This window comes from Nostoc sp. DedVER02 (genome assembly GCF_034530675.2).
GTDB lineage: Bacteria > Cyanobacteriota > Cyanobacteriia > Cyanobacteriales > Nostocaceae > Nostoc.
This window is the reverse complement of the sequence record NZ_JAVRCP020000002.1, coordinates 107,332-121,635: the sequence shown is the minus strand read 5'-3', so window position 1 is coordinate 121,635 and position 14,304 is coordinate 107,332. Positions and strand designations below refer to the sequence as shown.

At 42.0% G+C, this 14,304-nt stretch carries 10 protein-coding genes; 4 read left to right on the top strand and 6 right to left on the bottom strand.

All coding sequences use genetic code 11. The annotated features are described in order from the left end of the window. The first annotated feature begins 82 nt into the window (after positions 1–82). Positions 83–826, top strand: coding sequence for a DUF561 domain-containing protein (locus RMZ41_RS04495; protein WP_322640727.1), 744 nt, complete (start codon positions 83–85; stop codon positions 824–826). A gap of 91 nt (positions 827–917) precedes the next feature. Here the strand turns inward: RMZ41_RS04495 and RMZ41_RS04490 are convergent, their stop codons facing one another. Beyond that, a complete protein-coding gene (locus RMZ41_RS04490; protein WP_322640728.1) occupies positions 918–2,066 on the bottom strand; it encodes a DegT/DnrJ/EryC1/StrS family aminotransferase in 1,149 nt (382 codons plus the stop codon). A 328-nt stretch (positions 2,067–2,394) separates the two neighbouring features. Between RMZ41_RS04490 and RMZ41_RS04485 the strand changes: the two genes are divergently transcribed. Then, entirely contained in the window at positions 2,395–3,171 is a 777-nt protein-coding gene (locus tag RMZ41_RS04485) for an ABC transporter permease (protein WP_322640767.1), read from the top strand. Positions 3,172–3,293: 122 nt separating this feature from the next. Here the strand turns inward: RMZ41_RS04485 and RMZ41_RS04480 are convergent, their stop codons facing one another. The 3 genes from RMZ41_RS04480 to RMZ41_RS04470 form a co-directional block, all read right to left on the bottom strand. Then, positions 3,294–6,122 (bottom strand): filamentous hemagglutinin N-terminal domain-containing protein, encoded by a 2,829-nt coding sequence (locus RMZ41_RS04480; protein WP_322640729.1) that lies wholly within the window; start codon positions 6,120–6,122, stop codon positions 3,294–3,296. A gap of 109 nt (positions 6,123–6,231) precedes the next feature. After that, positions 6,232–6,447, bottom strand: coding sequence for a hypothetical protein (locus RMZ41_RS04475; RefSeq protein ID WP_322640730.1), 216 nt, complete (start codon positions 6,445–6,447; stop codon positions 6,232–6,234). Between the two features lie 231 nt (positions 6,448–6,678). After that, complete coding sequence (locus tag RMZ41_RS04470; RefSeq protein WP_322640731.1) at positions 6,679–8,427, bottom strand: hypothetical protein; 1,749 nt, start codon at positions 8,425–8,427, stop codon at positions 6,679–6,681. A gap of 656 nt (positions 8,428–9,083) precedes the next feature. Between RMZ41_RS04470 and RMZ41_RS04465 the strand changes: the two genes are divergently transcribed. Beyond that, on the top strand, positions 9,084–10,310 hold the full coding sequence (locus RMZ41_RS04465) for a succinate--CoA ligase subunit beta (RefSeq protein ID WP_322640732.1): 1,227 nt from the start codon (positions 9,084–9,086) through the stop codon (positions 10,308–10,310). 141 nt (positions 10,311–10,451) lie between these two features. After that, positions 10,452–11,333, top strand: a complete 882-nt coding sequence (locus tag RMZ41_RS04460; RefSeq protein ID WP_322640733.1) for a CoA-binding protein — start codon at positions 10,452–10,454, stop codon at positions 11,331–11,333. Here RMZ41_RS04460 and RMZ41_RS04455 read toward each other — a convergent pair whose 3' ends face one another. Both RMZ41_RS04455 and RMZ41_RS04450 read right to left on the bottom strand, forming a co-directional pair. After that, complete coding sequence (locus tag RMZ41_RS04455; RefSeq protein ID WP_322734502.1) at positions 11,334–12,515, bottom strand: phosphotransferase; 1,182 nt, start codon at positions 12,513–12,515, stop codon at positions 11,334–11,336. A 159-nt stretch (positions 12,516–12,674) separates the two neighbouring features. Continuing rightward, positions 12,675–14,048 (bottom strand): DUF2252 domain-containing protein, encoded by a 1,374-nt coding sequence (locus tag RMZ41_RS04450; protein ID WP_322640735.1) that lies wholly within the window; start codon positions 14,046–14,048, stop codon positions 12,675–12,677. Positions 14,049–14,304 lie beyond the last annotated feature (256 nt).

Genomic DNA, 14,304 nt, shown 5'->3' with positions numbered 1-14,304 from the left:
CCATAGTTATTTAGTTCCTCATCAACTGAGTGACGGTAGAATATACCTAATTTATAATTCTCATAGCTTCAAAAGCCTAACCATGACGATGCATCCTACACTCCAACGTGCATTTACTAACCGCCGCGTTCTGAAAGTAATTAGCGGCTTGAATAATTTTGACGCTGCTAGCGTTGCTGCTACTGTCAAAGCTGCTGAATTTGGCGGTGCTACTTTTGTCGATATTGCCGCCGATCGCGCTTTAGTAAAATTAGCTAAAAGTTTGACAAAATTGCCAATTTGTGTATCAGCCGTAGAACCAGAGAAATTTGTACAAGCTGTAGAAGCTGGTGCTGATTTAATTGAAATCGGGAATTTCGATTCCTTCTATGCTCAAGGTCGCCGCTTTGAGGCTCCAGAAGTGCTAGCGCTGACCAAGCAAACCCGCGCTCTCTTGCCGGAAATCACCTTATCTGTCACCGTTCCTCACATTTTGGAACTAGATCAACAGGTACAGTTAGCCGAAGAATTGGTGAAAGCTGGAGCAGATATTATCCAAACCGAAGGCGGTACTAGCAGCAGCCCAGTCCACCCTGGAACTCTAGGATTAATTGAAAAAGCTGCTCCCACCTTGGCAGCAGCTTTTGAAATATCGCGTGTGGTATCAGTGCCAGTATTGTGTGCTTCCGGCATTTCTAACGTTACAGCACCATTGGCGATCGCAGCTGGTGCAGCCGGTGTTGGTGTTGGTTCTGCCATCAACCAACTCAATAGCGAAATAGCCATGATTGCGGCTGTACGTGGCTTGGTCGAAGCTTTGGCGACTGCAAATGCAGTCATGAAATGAGTTAGGAGTTAGGAGTTAGGAGTAATGAGTAATGAGTTGAAGAAACTTATTTATTCAAAACTTCTAACTTCTAACTCCTAACCTCTAACCTCTAACTCATAACTTCTTTCAACGCATAAATCACCTGATCTTGCTGGTTTTGTGTCAATTCTGGGAACATGGGCAAAGATATCACTTCATGGCAAGCTTGTTCTGCTATTGGTAAATCCCCAATTTGATAACCCAGATTTTGATAAACTGGCTGCAAATGTAAAGGGTATGGGTAGTAAATCATTGAACTTACACCCTGCTCTTGCAATTGATTACGCACCCAATCTCGATATTTGGCGGTAGAACCATTTCGCCCTTCGCCTGAGATGCGAATAGTGTATTGATTCCATACCCCAATACCCCCAGGTAATTCTTGAGGTGGGACGATTCCCGGAATTTGGCTCAGGAATTGATAGTAATAGTTGGCGATATCTCGGCGGCGATCGTTCCAAGTATCTAAATAACGCAGCTTAATCTGCAAGATGGCTGCTTGGAGAGCATCTAAGCGGCTATTTACACCGATTTCCTCGTGTAAATATCGAACTTTACTACCATGATCCCGTAGTATTCGCAGCTTAGTAGCGATCGCAGGATCGTTAGTCGTGATTGCCCCGCCATCGCCACAACCGCCAAGATTTTTGGTAGGGTAGAAACTAAAACAACCAATATGTCCAATACTTCCTACTATTTGATCGGCCCACTTTGCACCTGTAGACTGAGCGCAATCTTCAATGATTGACAAATTGTGAGACTGAGCGATCGCCATTAATGATGTCATATCCACAGGTTGTCCAAATAGGTGAACCGGGATAATGGCTTTAGTTTTGGGTGTAATCGCCGCCGCTACTTGCTCCACATCCAAATTAAACGTAGTAGCGTCAATGTCAACGAAAACAGGCTTTGCACCCACGGCGCTAATTACTTCAGATGTCGCAATAAAAGTGAAAGGCGTTGTAATCACTTCATCGCCTGCACCAATTTCTAAGACTCGTAACGCTAAGTAGAGCGCATCAGTACCAGAATTACAAGCTACACATTGAGTAACAGTATTATAAGCAGCAAATTGTTGCTCAAAGCCTTCCACTAAGGGGCCGCCGATATAGCGCCCAGAAGCCAGAACTTCTAAGACGGCTGCACTTACTTCTGCTTCGATGGTGGTGTATTGCTGCTTGATATCAAAAGCAGGGATGGGATTTACACTTTGGATCATGAGTTCTAATTTTATCGGAAGATACAAAGGATGCACTTCGAGAGTCAATTTTTGCTGATTGAATTGTTAATCAAAAAGGAGCTACTAAAAGACTATCGCCCAAGATACGCATCTATTAGGGTTTTTACTTAAATTGTGGGGCGGTAGACTACCGCACATTTAATTTACAGATACTAGACATACTAGGAGTTTGTCATGTTAAGGTTGTAGCATTTTTGAATTTTCAATTGATGAAAGTGATATATATCAACCAAGATCCAACACATCGGATCAAAGTTCCAGGTGTGTAGGCTGCTTTGAGAAGAAAGTACTAGGAGATGGAGAACCCATACAAGATATGATCAAGCTGGATTTCGTGGATTTAGCTATTGCTGTGGGATTGATGGCGATCGCCATTGGTTTATCTGCCTGGGAAAAATTAGGATTAGAGTTGAACCTAGCCCTTGCGACTGGGAGAACCATCTTACAACTTCTTGTATTGGGATACATTTTAGATTTCATCTTGGCTTTAGACAATGCTTGGGCAGTTTTGGCGCTATTAGCAATAATGCTGACAATTACGGCGATTGTCGCACGAAATCGCATTACTCCAAAAATTCCTTATGTATTGCCTTTGGTGTGGGGTGCAATTTTAATTAGTACCGCCCTGACAGTGTTTTACACCAACTTCTTGATTATTCAACCAGAAAGATGGTATGAACCACAATATATAATTCCCTTAGTAGGGATAGTCTTGGGTAATGCTACCAATGCAGCTGCGATCGCAGGCGAACGTCTTGTCAGTACAATTAATTCTAGCCATCTGGAAATAGAAACCCACTTGAGTTTAGGTGCAACGCCCCAGCAAGCAGTTAGCCTGTATCGCAAAGATGCCATCAGAGCCGGCTTAATTCCGACTCTCAATCAAATGATTCTTATCGGGATGGTGGCAATACCAGGCATTACCACCGGACAATTATTAGCTGGTGTGAAACCCTTGGATGCTGTATCTTACGAAATCTTGATTATTTTCATGGTTGCTTTCGCTAACCTACTGACAACAATTTTGCTGACAAGGGGGTTGTGTCGTCAGTTTTTTAATTCCGCCGCGCAGTTAATAAGTTAAGAAAATTAATCTACATCCGAGAAGATTTTATCATCTTGGATGTAGATTAAGAGCAATCAATAGCGATCGCTTCTTCAGAAGCCTTCCCCGTAAATGCCGTAAAAACCGCCATATCTTAAATTCTAATTAGCAGGGCAAGATTTAGAGGTGAGTGATAAGTTATGGGGCGTTGCAGTGGGTACTTGAGCAACCAAAACCACGTTACCATCGGCATCGATTACCCAACCTTGGGCTTCCACAATTTGAGTAGGTTCGTTGACAGAATTAACCTTCTGTAATTTTTCTTCTGTGTTTCGCTGCTTGTGAACAACCGCTCTTTTCTGAGTACCTTCAGCACGATTCTTACTTTCTGAAGAGAGCGCAATCCAATCTACCAGCACCGCATCATCAGCTATCAATGGCTGCGTAGGATCGTCTACAAGTCCTCCACGCCCTGTAGCAATAAACGAACTCCTTCCTGTTTTTCCACTAGAATTACAATCAGCAACAATTTGCTGGGAAGTATCAACCAGATTTACGGGCAATTCCGCTAATCCTTTACTGGGATCGGCATCTGGCGAGTTGATTTGGACATTGCCATCTAATGAAGGGTTCTGTTGAGAAAACGCCGTAATGTCATTTGTTAGCAAATTACTCGGTTTGTTTTCGCCTGTTGGATCGAGCTTCGCTATATCTGCACCCTTGCGCCGCACAAATCCAAAGATATTTTTAGTAGTAATTTTAATTGTCCCACCAGAGCCAAAGTTGGCATTGGCGGTAATATCGCTATTTCCGAAGAGAGGGGCGACAATGAAGCCATTAGGTGCATTGATGGTGATCTTTCCGCCATCTCCATCATTCGCGGCATCAGTGGATATTTGGCTCTTGCGACGCATGAGTAATAAGTCTCGTACTTGTAGAGTAATATCTCCACCTTGACCTGATGCGGTTTCAGAAGTGAGTTTTCCTTGGTTGTATAAACTGATGTTATGTGCATTTATATCAATATTGCCTGCATCTCCTTTTCCTTTGCTACTGACGCTTATTTGAGCTTCATCTTGGATAGTCAATTTTTGAGTTGCGATCGCAATGTCCCCTCCTGAACCTGTAGAGTCGGGTCTGGTGCTAGCAAACAGCCCACTAGCATCTCCTTCATTTTGAACTCTATTTGGAAATTGCTTGCTTCGCTCATTGAAGGTGGGGTCTTTTCCAGAAAGTGTAATGCTGTCAGCATTGACACTAATATTGCCTGCATTTCCAGAATTGCTGGCGGTGGTGAAAACTTGTCCGCCATTAATAGCTTCAAAGGTAGTCGTGTTAATAGTAATATTACCCCCGGCTCCAGAATTGCGAGTTTGGGCATTTACAGTAGCACCATCTGTTAACCGAAAATCTCTGGTATTGACTGTAATATTTCCTGCTGCTCCCACTGCACCTTCGTCAGTAAGTGTAAATAAACCACTAGAATAACCTGTATCCAAACTTGCTCCTGAGATAGTTACAGAATCAGCATTGACTAGAATATTTCCCCGACTACCTATAACTCCGGGATTTTCTTGGGTTTTACCGTAAACGGAAGCACCTATTTGAACACCGCCACTTAACGAGAGTGAGGAAGTTTTAATATTAATTTCACCAGCATTACCTACTGCTCCTACTGCCACATTGCTAAAAATGCCGGTGTTTATTACAGATTTAGATTCAAGAGAGACAAGATCCGAAACCTGTATGAATATGTTTCCGGCATTTCCATGTCCATAGGTTCCAGCATTCACAAAACCCCCATCCTTTAAAGAAAGTTCCTTCGCCGTGATTTTGATGTTGCCAGCATTACCTATTCCTTTCGGTTCTACACTACTGTATAGACTAGAATTGTTGCCAATCACTGCAACAGTTCCATCACGGACATCAATGTTTAAGTTTCCAGCATTTCCTGTACCTAAAGTAGCGGCTAGCACTTGACCACCATTACTTAATGAGAGAGATCCAGCCTTAATATTGATGTTGCCACTATTGCCCTGCGCTCCAGTTCGCACTCTATTGAAAATTATACTTCCGTTTGTAACTGTTACTGATCCCGTGGCATTGAGCGTAATATCTCCAGCTTGACCGCCAATTATCCCTCGCCCTATCCCGCTCAAAAGGCTAGTTTCCTTTCCTGAAATGCCTATATTCCCTGCATTAAGTGTAATACTACCGCCACCATTAGTTACATCAGCGATAGCTCCATTACTAAATGATACATCTGCTAATGCAGTATTTTCAGGAAAACTTAAGCGTAAATTGTTATTATCAACATCTAACCCAATTTCTCCTCTCTCAGCTAATCCTCCCAATTCTATTCGACCGCCAAAAGCGTTTAATTTTCCTCCATTTAAGTTCACCTCCCCACCAACTAGTAGCAAACTCTTTCCATCAGGAACACTCAGTCCATTTAAACTTGATCTGTTTTCGATTGGTCCGTTAGCACTTTGATAGAACAAAGCTGAAGGATTGACTGTCAATAATGGAATCTCAGAAGCAGAAGCCCTAAAAAAGCCCTGATTGCCAAATCGAATAGCACTAGCTGTACTCCCTACAAATGACCCCCCAACTTCAAGCTTGGCGTTCTCTCCAAAGATAATTCCATTAGGATTGATCAAAAATAGGTTGGCTTGACCTCCTGAAACGCCTAATGTCCCACGAATGTTAGAGCCTTCATTCCCTGTTACGCGAGTCAGAATGTTTGTGACTCCCGGATCAATGAATATAACTCTTGCTCCTTCCTCCACATTAAATTGAGAAAAACTGTGAAAAAGATTGTTCCCACGTTGAAGCCCACCCTCAATATTACAAGTTCCAGAACATGTGGCTGGTGTGGTTGGGGTAGTTCCATCTATCTTGATAGATTGGGCTTGAACGGTACTTGTTGCAGTTACTAAACACAGGGAGATACCGCAAGCACTCCACAACATATAAAACCGCTGTTTCATAAACAAATTACGAAAAAATTTCGAGTCAACTGGAACATGAAACATTGAGGAGATGGAAAGTCAGTAGTAATAGTCTTGTCTTGATGTTCAGCAAAAGCCATGCCCAAAACTAGACAGTTACTTCAGGTTCAGCAGATACATCGTGTCCAATAGGCGGAGGATTCATCCCTGGACCTTCAGCAATTAGTACTGTCCTCTCTTCCTGCGTGAGATCATTTTCTGACTCAAGAAGGGTAGTACTATTGGTGGTTTCACTATCATTAGGTTCTGTTTGGAGAGAAGATTGTTTTGCCTTAATAAGATTAAGATTGGTATTTCCATTCATGACTTTTCCCCTAAGTTAAAAAAGTTACTATCAATGAGTCTTTCAGGGTGATTTGTGAGAATTACGCATTGTGTAACAAAACTTTATATTGTTCTACTACATTGTTTTAAGGTTTTGATTATTAAGGCTGACGAGCAAATTTCAACAAGAGCTAATACCTCATGGCTCTTGTTGAAAGACTTTGAATCGTCTAAATAAAAGGTATTCTCTTTTTATTTTCTACTTTTAGACTTACCCACCCAAAGTCCGCGTATAAATTACCTGGTTTTTAGAATCGTAGAGGAAAAGGGGCAAATTGGCATTTTCAGCGATTACAGCTAAGGCTTCCCGTAAGATTTGCAAGTGATTGGTAACATCAATAGCAGTCTCAGAGTTCTCAGAATAAGGATTAGCCAAGTTATTTTGCCTTACTTGGTCATACTCAGGGGTTAGCCGGACAATAATTCCTGCATTGTCTATGCTAAAAGTGCAAATCCGAATTCCATTAATACAGGTTTTATCTAAGTCAGTGCGGGTTTGCTCGAAACTACTAACAACTTGTACTTTTTCTTGTGCTTGTTTTAAGGCTGCTGAATAGGGTTCGATGAGAGACTGAGCCTGAGTGTAGTACAAGCTATCTTGGGGAACTTTTTTAGCAGTTTGCAAAGCCTGATCCCAGTATGTCGCTGCTGCTTGCCATTGATTTTGTTGCTCATATACTTTGGCTTGGTTAGCGGTGATACGGGCTTGTTGGTAGGTTTTAGCGGCTAATTGTTCTTTAGTGGCGCGATCGCGTGCTAATACTAACTTAGGTCTATAATCTATCAACAGCTTTTGGGCTTCTTGATATCGAGTGCTAGTTAGAGGAATGCTATTCAAAGCATTAATCGCCACCAACCAAGTAGACCGAACCTTTTGCCAGTCATTCAAAGATTTAGCAGTAGCTTCCTGCTTCTCGGCTGAACTAGCTACAGCTTTTGCTGCTGTGAGTTTTTTTAGCCATTTTTCCTCAGTAAATATCTGCTGATTTACGGCGTGCAAACGGACACGATAATTAAGTAATTTACCTTGCACTAGCCCATACAGTTCACTATCGGGACTTATAGTTTCTAGTGGCGCTATAGCCTGTCGCCATAAGTGTTGTCTAGCTTGTAATTCTTCTAGACTAGATGCAGGAGTTTGAACTTTTTGTGTCGCCAAAGATGCCGTCTGCAAAGCCTTAACTACCTGATTGATTTTTTCTGAGCGTCCAGACAAACTTGCTTTTAGTTCTTCCGACTCTTTGTAACGGGGCGACCAACTAGGAATTACATTCAGGGCTGCACTAGCTGTTACAAGTTGCTGTTGTATATCAACTAATTCTTTTTCAGACTTGGCGCGACGCATCAATTGCGGAGATTTTGTTTTTAATTGCTGGGCATTTTGTATTTCTTTACACTCAGACATCACACAAGGGCGAGTCAATAAGTAAGCACCACCACTTAAAACTATAATCCCCATTAAAGCTGCACCCAGAAATATGGGTTTGATTTGAAATGTTCGCTTTGCAGTCGGAAAATTCGGCGCATCTGCAAAGGGGTCAAATGGTTCCTCTTCCTCAGCCTCATCAAGTGATGGAGAATAAGTCAAATCCGATGAAGAAATGGGAGAAAAATATTCCTCCTCTGGTTCCCCTACTTCCTCATCCTTAAATACCTCCGTTTGCTTCAGAGCCAAAAAACATTTGGCATAAGGGAGTTGTTCACCAAAAATTCTCAGGAAACATTGCACTTGCTGTTCTCTATGGGGTGTTAGAGACTGAAGTACTTCCTCAATTACGGCAAAAATTATCTGAGTGTCAACTTTTACATCTGATTCATGTTGCGTTAAAATCATTAATCCGTCTTTAGTGAGGGCGCACTTAACTTCGAAAACTTCAGCTGATGAAACTTCTACAAGCAATTGTTCCTGCAAAGTTTTAGCTAAAAGCTGTAAATCTTCCTGCTGGACTGCTACTTTCATAGAGCTTTTCCGCTCAACTTCTATATAGTTTTGATTATTTTTAAGAGGATGAAATGAACTTTTTAGTTTTGTTGAATGCAAATGCACAGTTTAACCAACCACAGCCTGAAAATCTGAACGACCAACTTTCTAACACAAATTCTGACTTTTAACCAAAAATTAGAAAAGCAGTTATTGTTCGTAACGCTACATTTTCACAGCGCTATATACAAAATTAAATTATCTGTCTTCAGATATAAATTACAAATAAAAATGGGAATAATAGACTTTTTGGGTATTTTCACGGCATTATTTTGCAACAATTAAATTCACAGTAACTACTGTTCTGCAACATTTATAGTTGCAGAGCAGTTGTGAAAAAATTATCCACAGGTTAAGAAAACTATACTAGGTCAGAGGGTTTTGACAGAAATGGTAGTTATCTTCTATGCTGGGAAACTTACTGAAGAAAATAATTACGTCTTGTGGCTCTGTCCCAAACGGGTTGGCTATCAAAATTAATATGTCTTATTTGCTGAATTCGATAAAATCTATCCGTGAAAAATAAATTTTTATAGCTGTCGAAAGCTTAACTTTGAAATAAAAGTGCTGCAAAATATTAAGACAGGACTCACCAAAAGCTTGGAAAATGTCAATAGTCAATATAAGGTGTATCAATGGATTTATTAGAGTATCAAGTTAAAGAATGGTTTGGGAAAATAGGCATTCCGGTATTGCCCTCTCAACGGATTGACCATCCTACAGATTTGAAACGTTTAAAAATTCGCTTTCCAATTGTACTGAAATCTCAAGTACATGGAGCGGAACGGGCAAAAGCTGGTGGAGTCAGGTTTGCCGAAACAACAATTGATGCGATCGCAGCAGCGCAAAATATCTTTAGTCTACCAATATGGGGCGAATTGCCAGAAGTTGTGCTGGCAGAATCCCAATACGACGCAAACCAGGAATTTTATCTCGCGGTGGTTTTAGATACTGCTGTTTGCCGACCAGTACTTTTAGGTTGCAAAGAAGCAAACATCGATTGGGAATCGGCTGGGGAAAAAATGCACCATGTTGTGGTGGAACAGGAATTTTCACCATTTTATGCCAGAAGACTGGCTTTGAAAATGGGTTTACAGGGGACGCTGATGCAGTCGGTAAGCGGCGTTTTGGAAAAGATGTATCATTTATTTGTGCAAAAAGACCTGGATTTAGTCGAAATAAATCCCTTGGCAGTCAGTGCTAATGGCCAAGTTATGGCTCTCAATGGTAAAGTCAGGATCAACGAACGGGCGATTAAGCGTCATCCCGATCTGGCCGAGATCGCGGCAAAAATTATCAGTCGTCATACCAGTACTGAAATCAACGGGATTTTAGGTGACTGGGACGGTGTAAAAATGCATGGGAAAATTGGTATTTTAGGTAATGGTACTGGTTCAGTAATGGCAACTTTAGATTTAGTTGCCAATGCTGGCGGCAATCCAGGTGTTTGTTTAAATCTACGTCATGCTTTTCTCACAGATACTACACCAACTACCTTCCGCGATCGCCTAGAAACAGGTCTGAAAATTCTGGAGGCTGACAAAAGTATTCAAGTAATCCTAATTAACTTTTTGGGTAACATTCCTCAAAGCGAGGAAGTGATTGAAGCTATAGCCAGAGTTGTACAGCAAGATGACAGTGAACCTGAACCACAGGTTGTACGTTCTAATGGCAACAAAAGTCGGCAAGAGCGAAATTTTACACCCTTAGTTGTCCGTCTTGCTGGTTCTGAATTTAATGCTGCTAGAAAATATTTAGCAACACTAAAAACCTACACCGATGCCCTACTCGTGGTAGAAAATTTAGATGAAGCAGTGGCGGCAGCAGTTCGTCTTGCTAAACCAACTGTTAATAAAAAGTAGTGATTGTTAATTGGGCATGGGGCATGGGGGAAGAATTGTTATAACTCCAAACTCCTGTACAGACAAAGATTTTTCGTGTCTCTCTTGTACAGACGTGATTAATCGCGTCTCTACTGGTTGTCAAACTTACGGTAATTTTTTATGAACCTAACGCCAGAAAGTAAAGTATTAATTCAAGGCTTTTGTGAATTTATATCAGGCACTCATGTTGCTCAAATGCAAGCTTATGGAACGAATTTGGTAGCTGGTGTCAATCCGGGATGTGGCGGACAGGAACTGCATGGATTGCCTGTATTTGACTTAGTAGAGGAAGTAATAGAAAAATTTGGAGTAATTGACACAACAATTATCTGTGTAGATCCTTACGATGTGCTAGATGCGGCATTAGAAGCGATCGCATCTCATATTAGCCAGATTATTATTATCACTGCTGGCGTGCCACCTTTAGATATGGTGCAATTACTCCGCAAAGCCGAAGCCTGTGAAACTTTGATAATCGGGCCCAATAGTCCGGGGATCATTGTCCCGGGAAAAATTCTTTTAGGCACTCAACCTAGCGAGTTTTATACTCCTGGGCCGGTAGGGATAGTTAGTCGTAGCAGCACTCTCACCTACGAAGTTGCTTCCGAATTAACAAAAGCCGATTTGGGTCAGTCAATTAGTGTCAGTATTGGTAGTGATGCGATCGTCGGTTCCTCATTTCTCCAATGGTTGCAAATTTTGGATGAGGATGAAACTACAGAGGCGATCGTTTTAGTTGGTCAACCTGGTGGTGGTAGTGAAGAAGCAGCAGCCCGGTATATTGCTGAGGCAATTGATAAACCAGTAATAGCCTACATTGCAGGAAGACTTGCGCCACCCGGAAAGAGTTGGCAGCAAACTGGGACTTTAGCAACCGTTATCGGACGCGATCCTAACTTTGGCACAGCCCAAAGTAAATTAGCTGCTTTAAAAGAAGCAGAAGTTCCAGTAGCCGAACGCCCTTCTCAGATTCCAGAATTATTGAGAAAGCAGATTAAATAATTACAAATAGCGAAGCAATAATCGGGCTTCGTCTGCCAGTTCTAATCCATGAGCAATGGCGATCGCTCTTGATGTGATAATCTCTTCAAAGGTTCGCCCAAAGCGTTGCTCTAGCCAACTGTGGCGAGATTCGTTGTGTACTAACTTTAATAACCTCCCTGCTATTAGACCAAAATGAAGTGCCGCTACCGCAGCATAAGTAAAGCGCACCACACACTCATTCCCATTCCAGCCAGCAGAACGCAACCCCGCTAAGTAACCCTCAAGCACAAGTTTTTCTAGGGGTATTAGTGATGAGCCATCAACGAATAGTAAGAAAATGCTGTCCAGCACCAAATTTACAATGTCTTCTCCCAGAACGCCATGCCCAACAAAAGACCAATCGATGAGAACAGTTTGGTCATTGCCATGCGCGTTATGCCGAGAAAATAAGTTGTTGGGCGAAATATCAAAGTGGCAGAGTGTATGGGGTGCTTTGTTCACAGCGTCAAGGAGGATGTGGCGATCGCTCCACAAGTCCATCAGGCGATCGCCTACATCTGGGGAAAATATCTCTTTTAGAAGTGGGTGCTGCCATACAGTCGGTTCTCGCCATGCTTCTAAAGCCGTACTATCGATATTGGATACCCATGCTCGATGCCAGTCACGACTGAACCAAGGCTCAGAAGGCAATGATTGCGCCATTACATAGCTTCCTTGCAAATAGCCAAGGTGACGGGCGGCTATACCGAAACGTTCCAGAGTCCAAGTGCTGCCGTGGTTGCCTTGAATATCCTCCAGCCACAGCCAGACGACATTAGCAGACGGCTCTGTAATAGCGAAACAACGGGGGGCTACTAAGTCATCAGTTAAATTATTGAGGATTCCTGATGTATATATTAATGCTTCGCGCTGCCAGTAATTCCAGTGTGTGGAGTCTTGCGAGGAATTGAAAATAGAGCCAGTATTCTCTGGTTGTATATGCAAAATTTTCAGAATAACTGACCAAGAGAATTGTTTGCTGCGATCGCTAGCAATACCAGTGATGCGCTGTAAACCTGCTGTAACGTGATTAATAATATGGTGAGCGATCGCTTCAGCGTGCCATTCGCCCACAGTAGCAGTTTTACTGTCGAGTATACGACGGACAACGGGCGTTAATGTCACCTCATCAATTAGCGGATGTGCAGCAGGTGAATTCATTGGATCGATATTTTCTAAAATTTCAATGTCTGATTGGAGGTAGTACAAGGGACAATACTTGCCGGATTTTGGGGAAAATGGGAAGAAAAAACCTTTAACCTTTACCCTTTAACCTTTTCCCCAAATCAAATTCCGAGTTAAAAATGCTTTGACCGTATTCTAGTAAAGTGTCACTCCTTGTTTATAAGCATTAACAAAACTCTTGTAGTCGTACTCGACTTGAATTGCATAGTCTACCGCAAAATTAACAATTTCGTCTTTGAATATAGACTTGTTACCGCTCACAACATCAGTAACTTCTTTGTCAACACTTACAGAAACGATCGCAGGATCGTAGTCTTTATCAGAGATTGCATGATTTTTGGCAACGACCTTCCCCACATACCCCATTGCATCCATGAATTTGGACTTAGTGGTTAGCAATGTATAGTCAAAGTCCACTTGGTAGGGTGATTTTTCGTGCAGCATAAAGGGGATGCTATTGACCGTAGTGTACCCAACTAAGGGATCGGTATTAGAGAGCATTGCTTTCATGGCGATTGTCACCCTCGCTCCTTCTTGGTTTCCGTAAATTGAAGTTGGCAGCAAACCTGGAACTGCCATCGCAACTGCGCTACTACCTTCCTGCTTCATCTCCAAAATGCGATCGTCGTCGGTTGCTGAACTTGGCCCTTCAATCAGCAAGTAATATCGGTACTTACCAAGACTACCAGTACCTGAACCTAATTTGAGGCGAATATCCTTGAGCGTGTAATAACTATTGTTGTAGCGCTTACTGCTAGGAATTGAGGCGATGTAGCTGCTTATACCTCCAGCAATATCTGAATAAGTGCTGCTGGATACAGGCTGGAGTTCCGGGGTTGTCTGGAAGACTCGATTGCTAACGTTATTTAACTGTGTATACTTAGTTAGCAAGCTAGAACGGCTCTTATCTGATGCACTTTGAATCAAATCTTTGACTACACCGTTCGTATTGCTGGATTCCAAACGATATGACAGTTCATCATTGGTTCCCTTAAAGTCGCTCATCTTGTTCAGGTAAGCATCCAAGAAATTCCGCACAATATCTTGAGCATCACTTGAACTAAGACCATTCTCTTTAGCCGCCAACAGAATGGAGACTGCCATCCGTCGTAAGTCCCAAACGTAGGGGCCAAGATAGCCTTCATCAAAATCAGTGGTGTCAAAAACGTTATTATCATTGCTATCTCGCATCCCCCCAAGATTTTGCAGATGCATATCTCCTTCTAACCAGATGGCTGAGGTTGAAGAATTTACAAAACCTGAGCTTGGTAAGGTTTGCATATCACGATAAAAAATGTGATCTGTTCCCCGATAAAAGGCGAAAGGGCTAGCTGTCATCTTTTGCATCTTTGTTGCCAGTTCTTGAGGCAATTGAGAAGCAAAGGAATGGTTATATTGGTAAATTTCATTCTCTATCCAAGTTGAACGGGGAGTTGCACCTTGAACTGAAGATGCAAACCCCAGAATTAAAATTAAGACAACTCCAATTGCAGATATGTGTTTGGGCATGGCAGTTTGTTAGTAAAAAAATTGACTATTACTAGACTATTGTGTGAGTAGCGCGGTTACTGCTTGCGATCACTAACAACGAGTCTCTATTGAGTAGCAAGTGAGTGGTAAAATCAAAAGATATACTTAAAAGCGTTGTCTAAACTAGACAAGTAAACACTAGTTTGGAATTATTGCCAAAAATAGGGCTTAACATAATTCGTAATTACTTTAGAGATAGAGATTTAGACCCCAACCCTAACGGGGCGACCTTTAG

Coding starts and splice junctions, on each gene's coding strand:
- RMZ41_RS04495 (WP_322640727.1), top strand. CDS start 83: ATGACGATGCATCCTACACTCCAACGTGCATTTACTAACCGCCGCGTT.
- RMZ41_RS04490 (WP_322640728.1), bottom strand. CDS start 2,066: ATGATCCAAAGTGTAAATCCCATCCCTGCTTTTGATATCAAGCAGCAA.
- RMZ41_RS04480 (WP_322640729.1), bottom strand. CDS start 6,122: ATGAAACAGCGGTTTTATATGTTGTGGAGTGCTTGCGGTATCTCCCTG.
- RMZ41_RS04475 (WP_322640730.1), bottom strand. CDS start 6,447: ATGAATGGAAATACCAATCTTAATCTTATTAAGGCAAAACAATCTTCT.
- RMZ41_RS04470 (WP_322640731.1), bottom strand. CDS start 8,427: ATGAAAGTAGCAGTCCAGCAGGAAGATTTACAGCTTTTAGCTAAAACT.
- RMZ41_RS04465 (WP_322640732.1), top strand. CDS start 9,084: ATGGATTTATTAGAGTATCAAGTTAAAGAATGGTTTGGGAAAATAGGC.
- RMZ41_RS04460 (WP_322640733.1), top strand. CDS start 10,452: ATGAACCTAACGCCAGAAAGTAAAGTATTAATTCAAGGCTTTTGTGAA.
- RMZ41_RS04455 (WP_322734502.1), bottom strand. CDS start 12,515: ATGAATTCACCTGCTGCACATCCGCTAATTGATGAGGTGACATTAACG.
- RMZ41_RS04450 (WP_322640735.1), bottom strand. CDS start 14,048: ATGCCCAAACACATATCTGCAATTGGAGTTGTCTTAATTTTAATTCTG.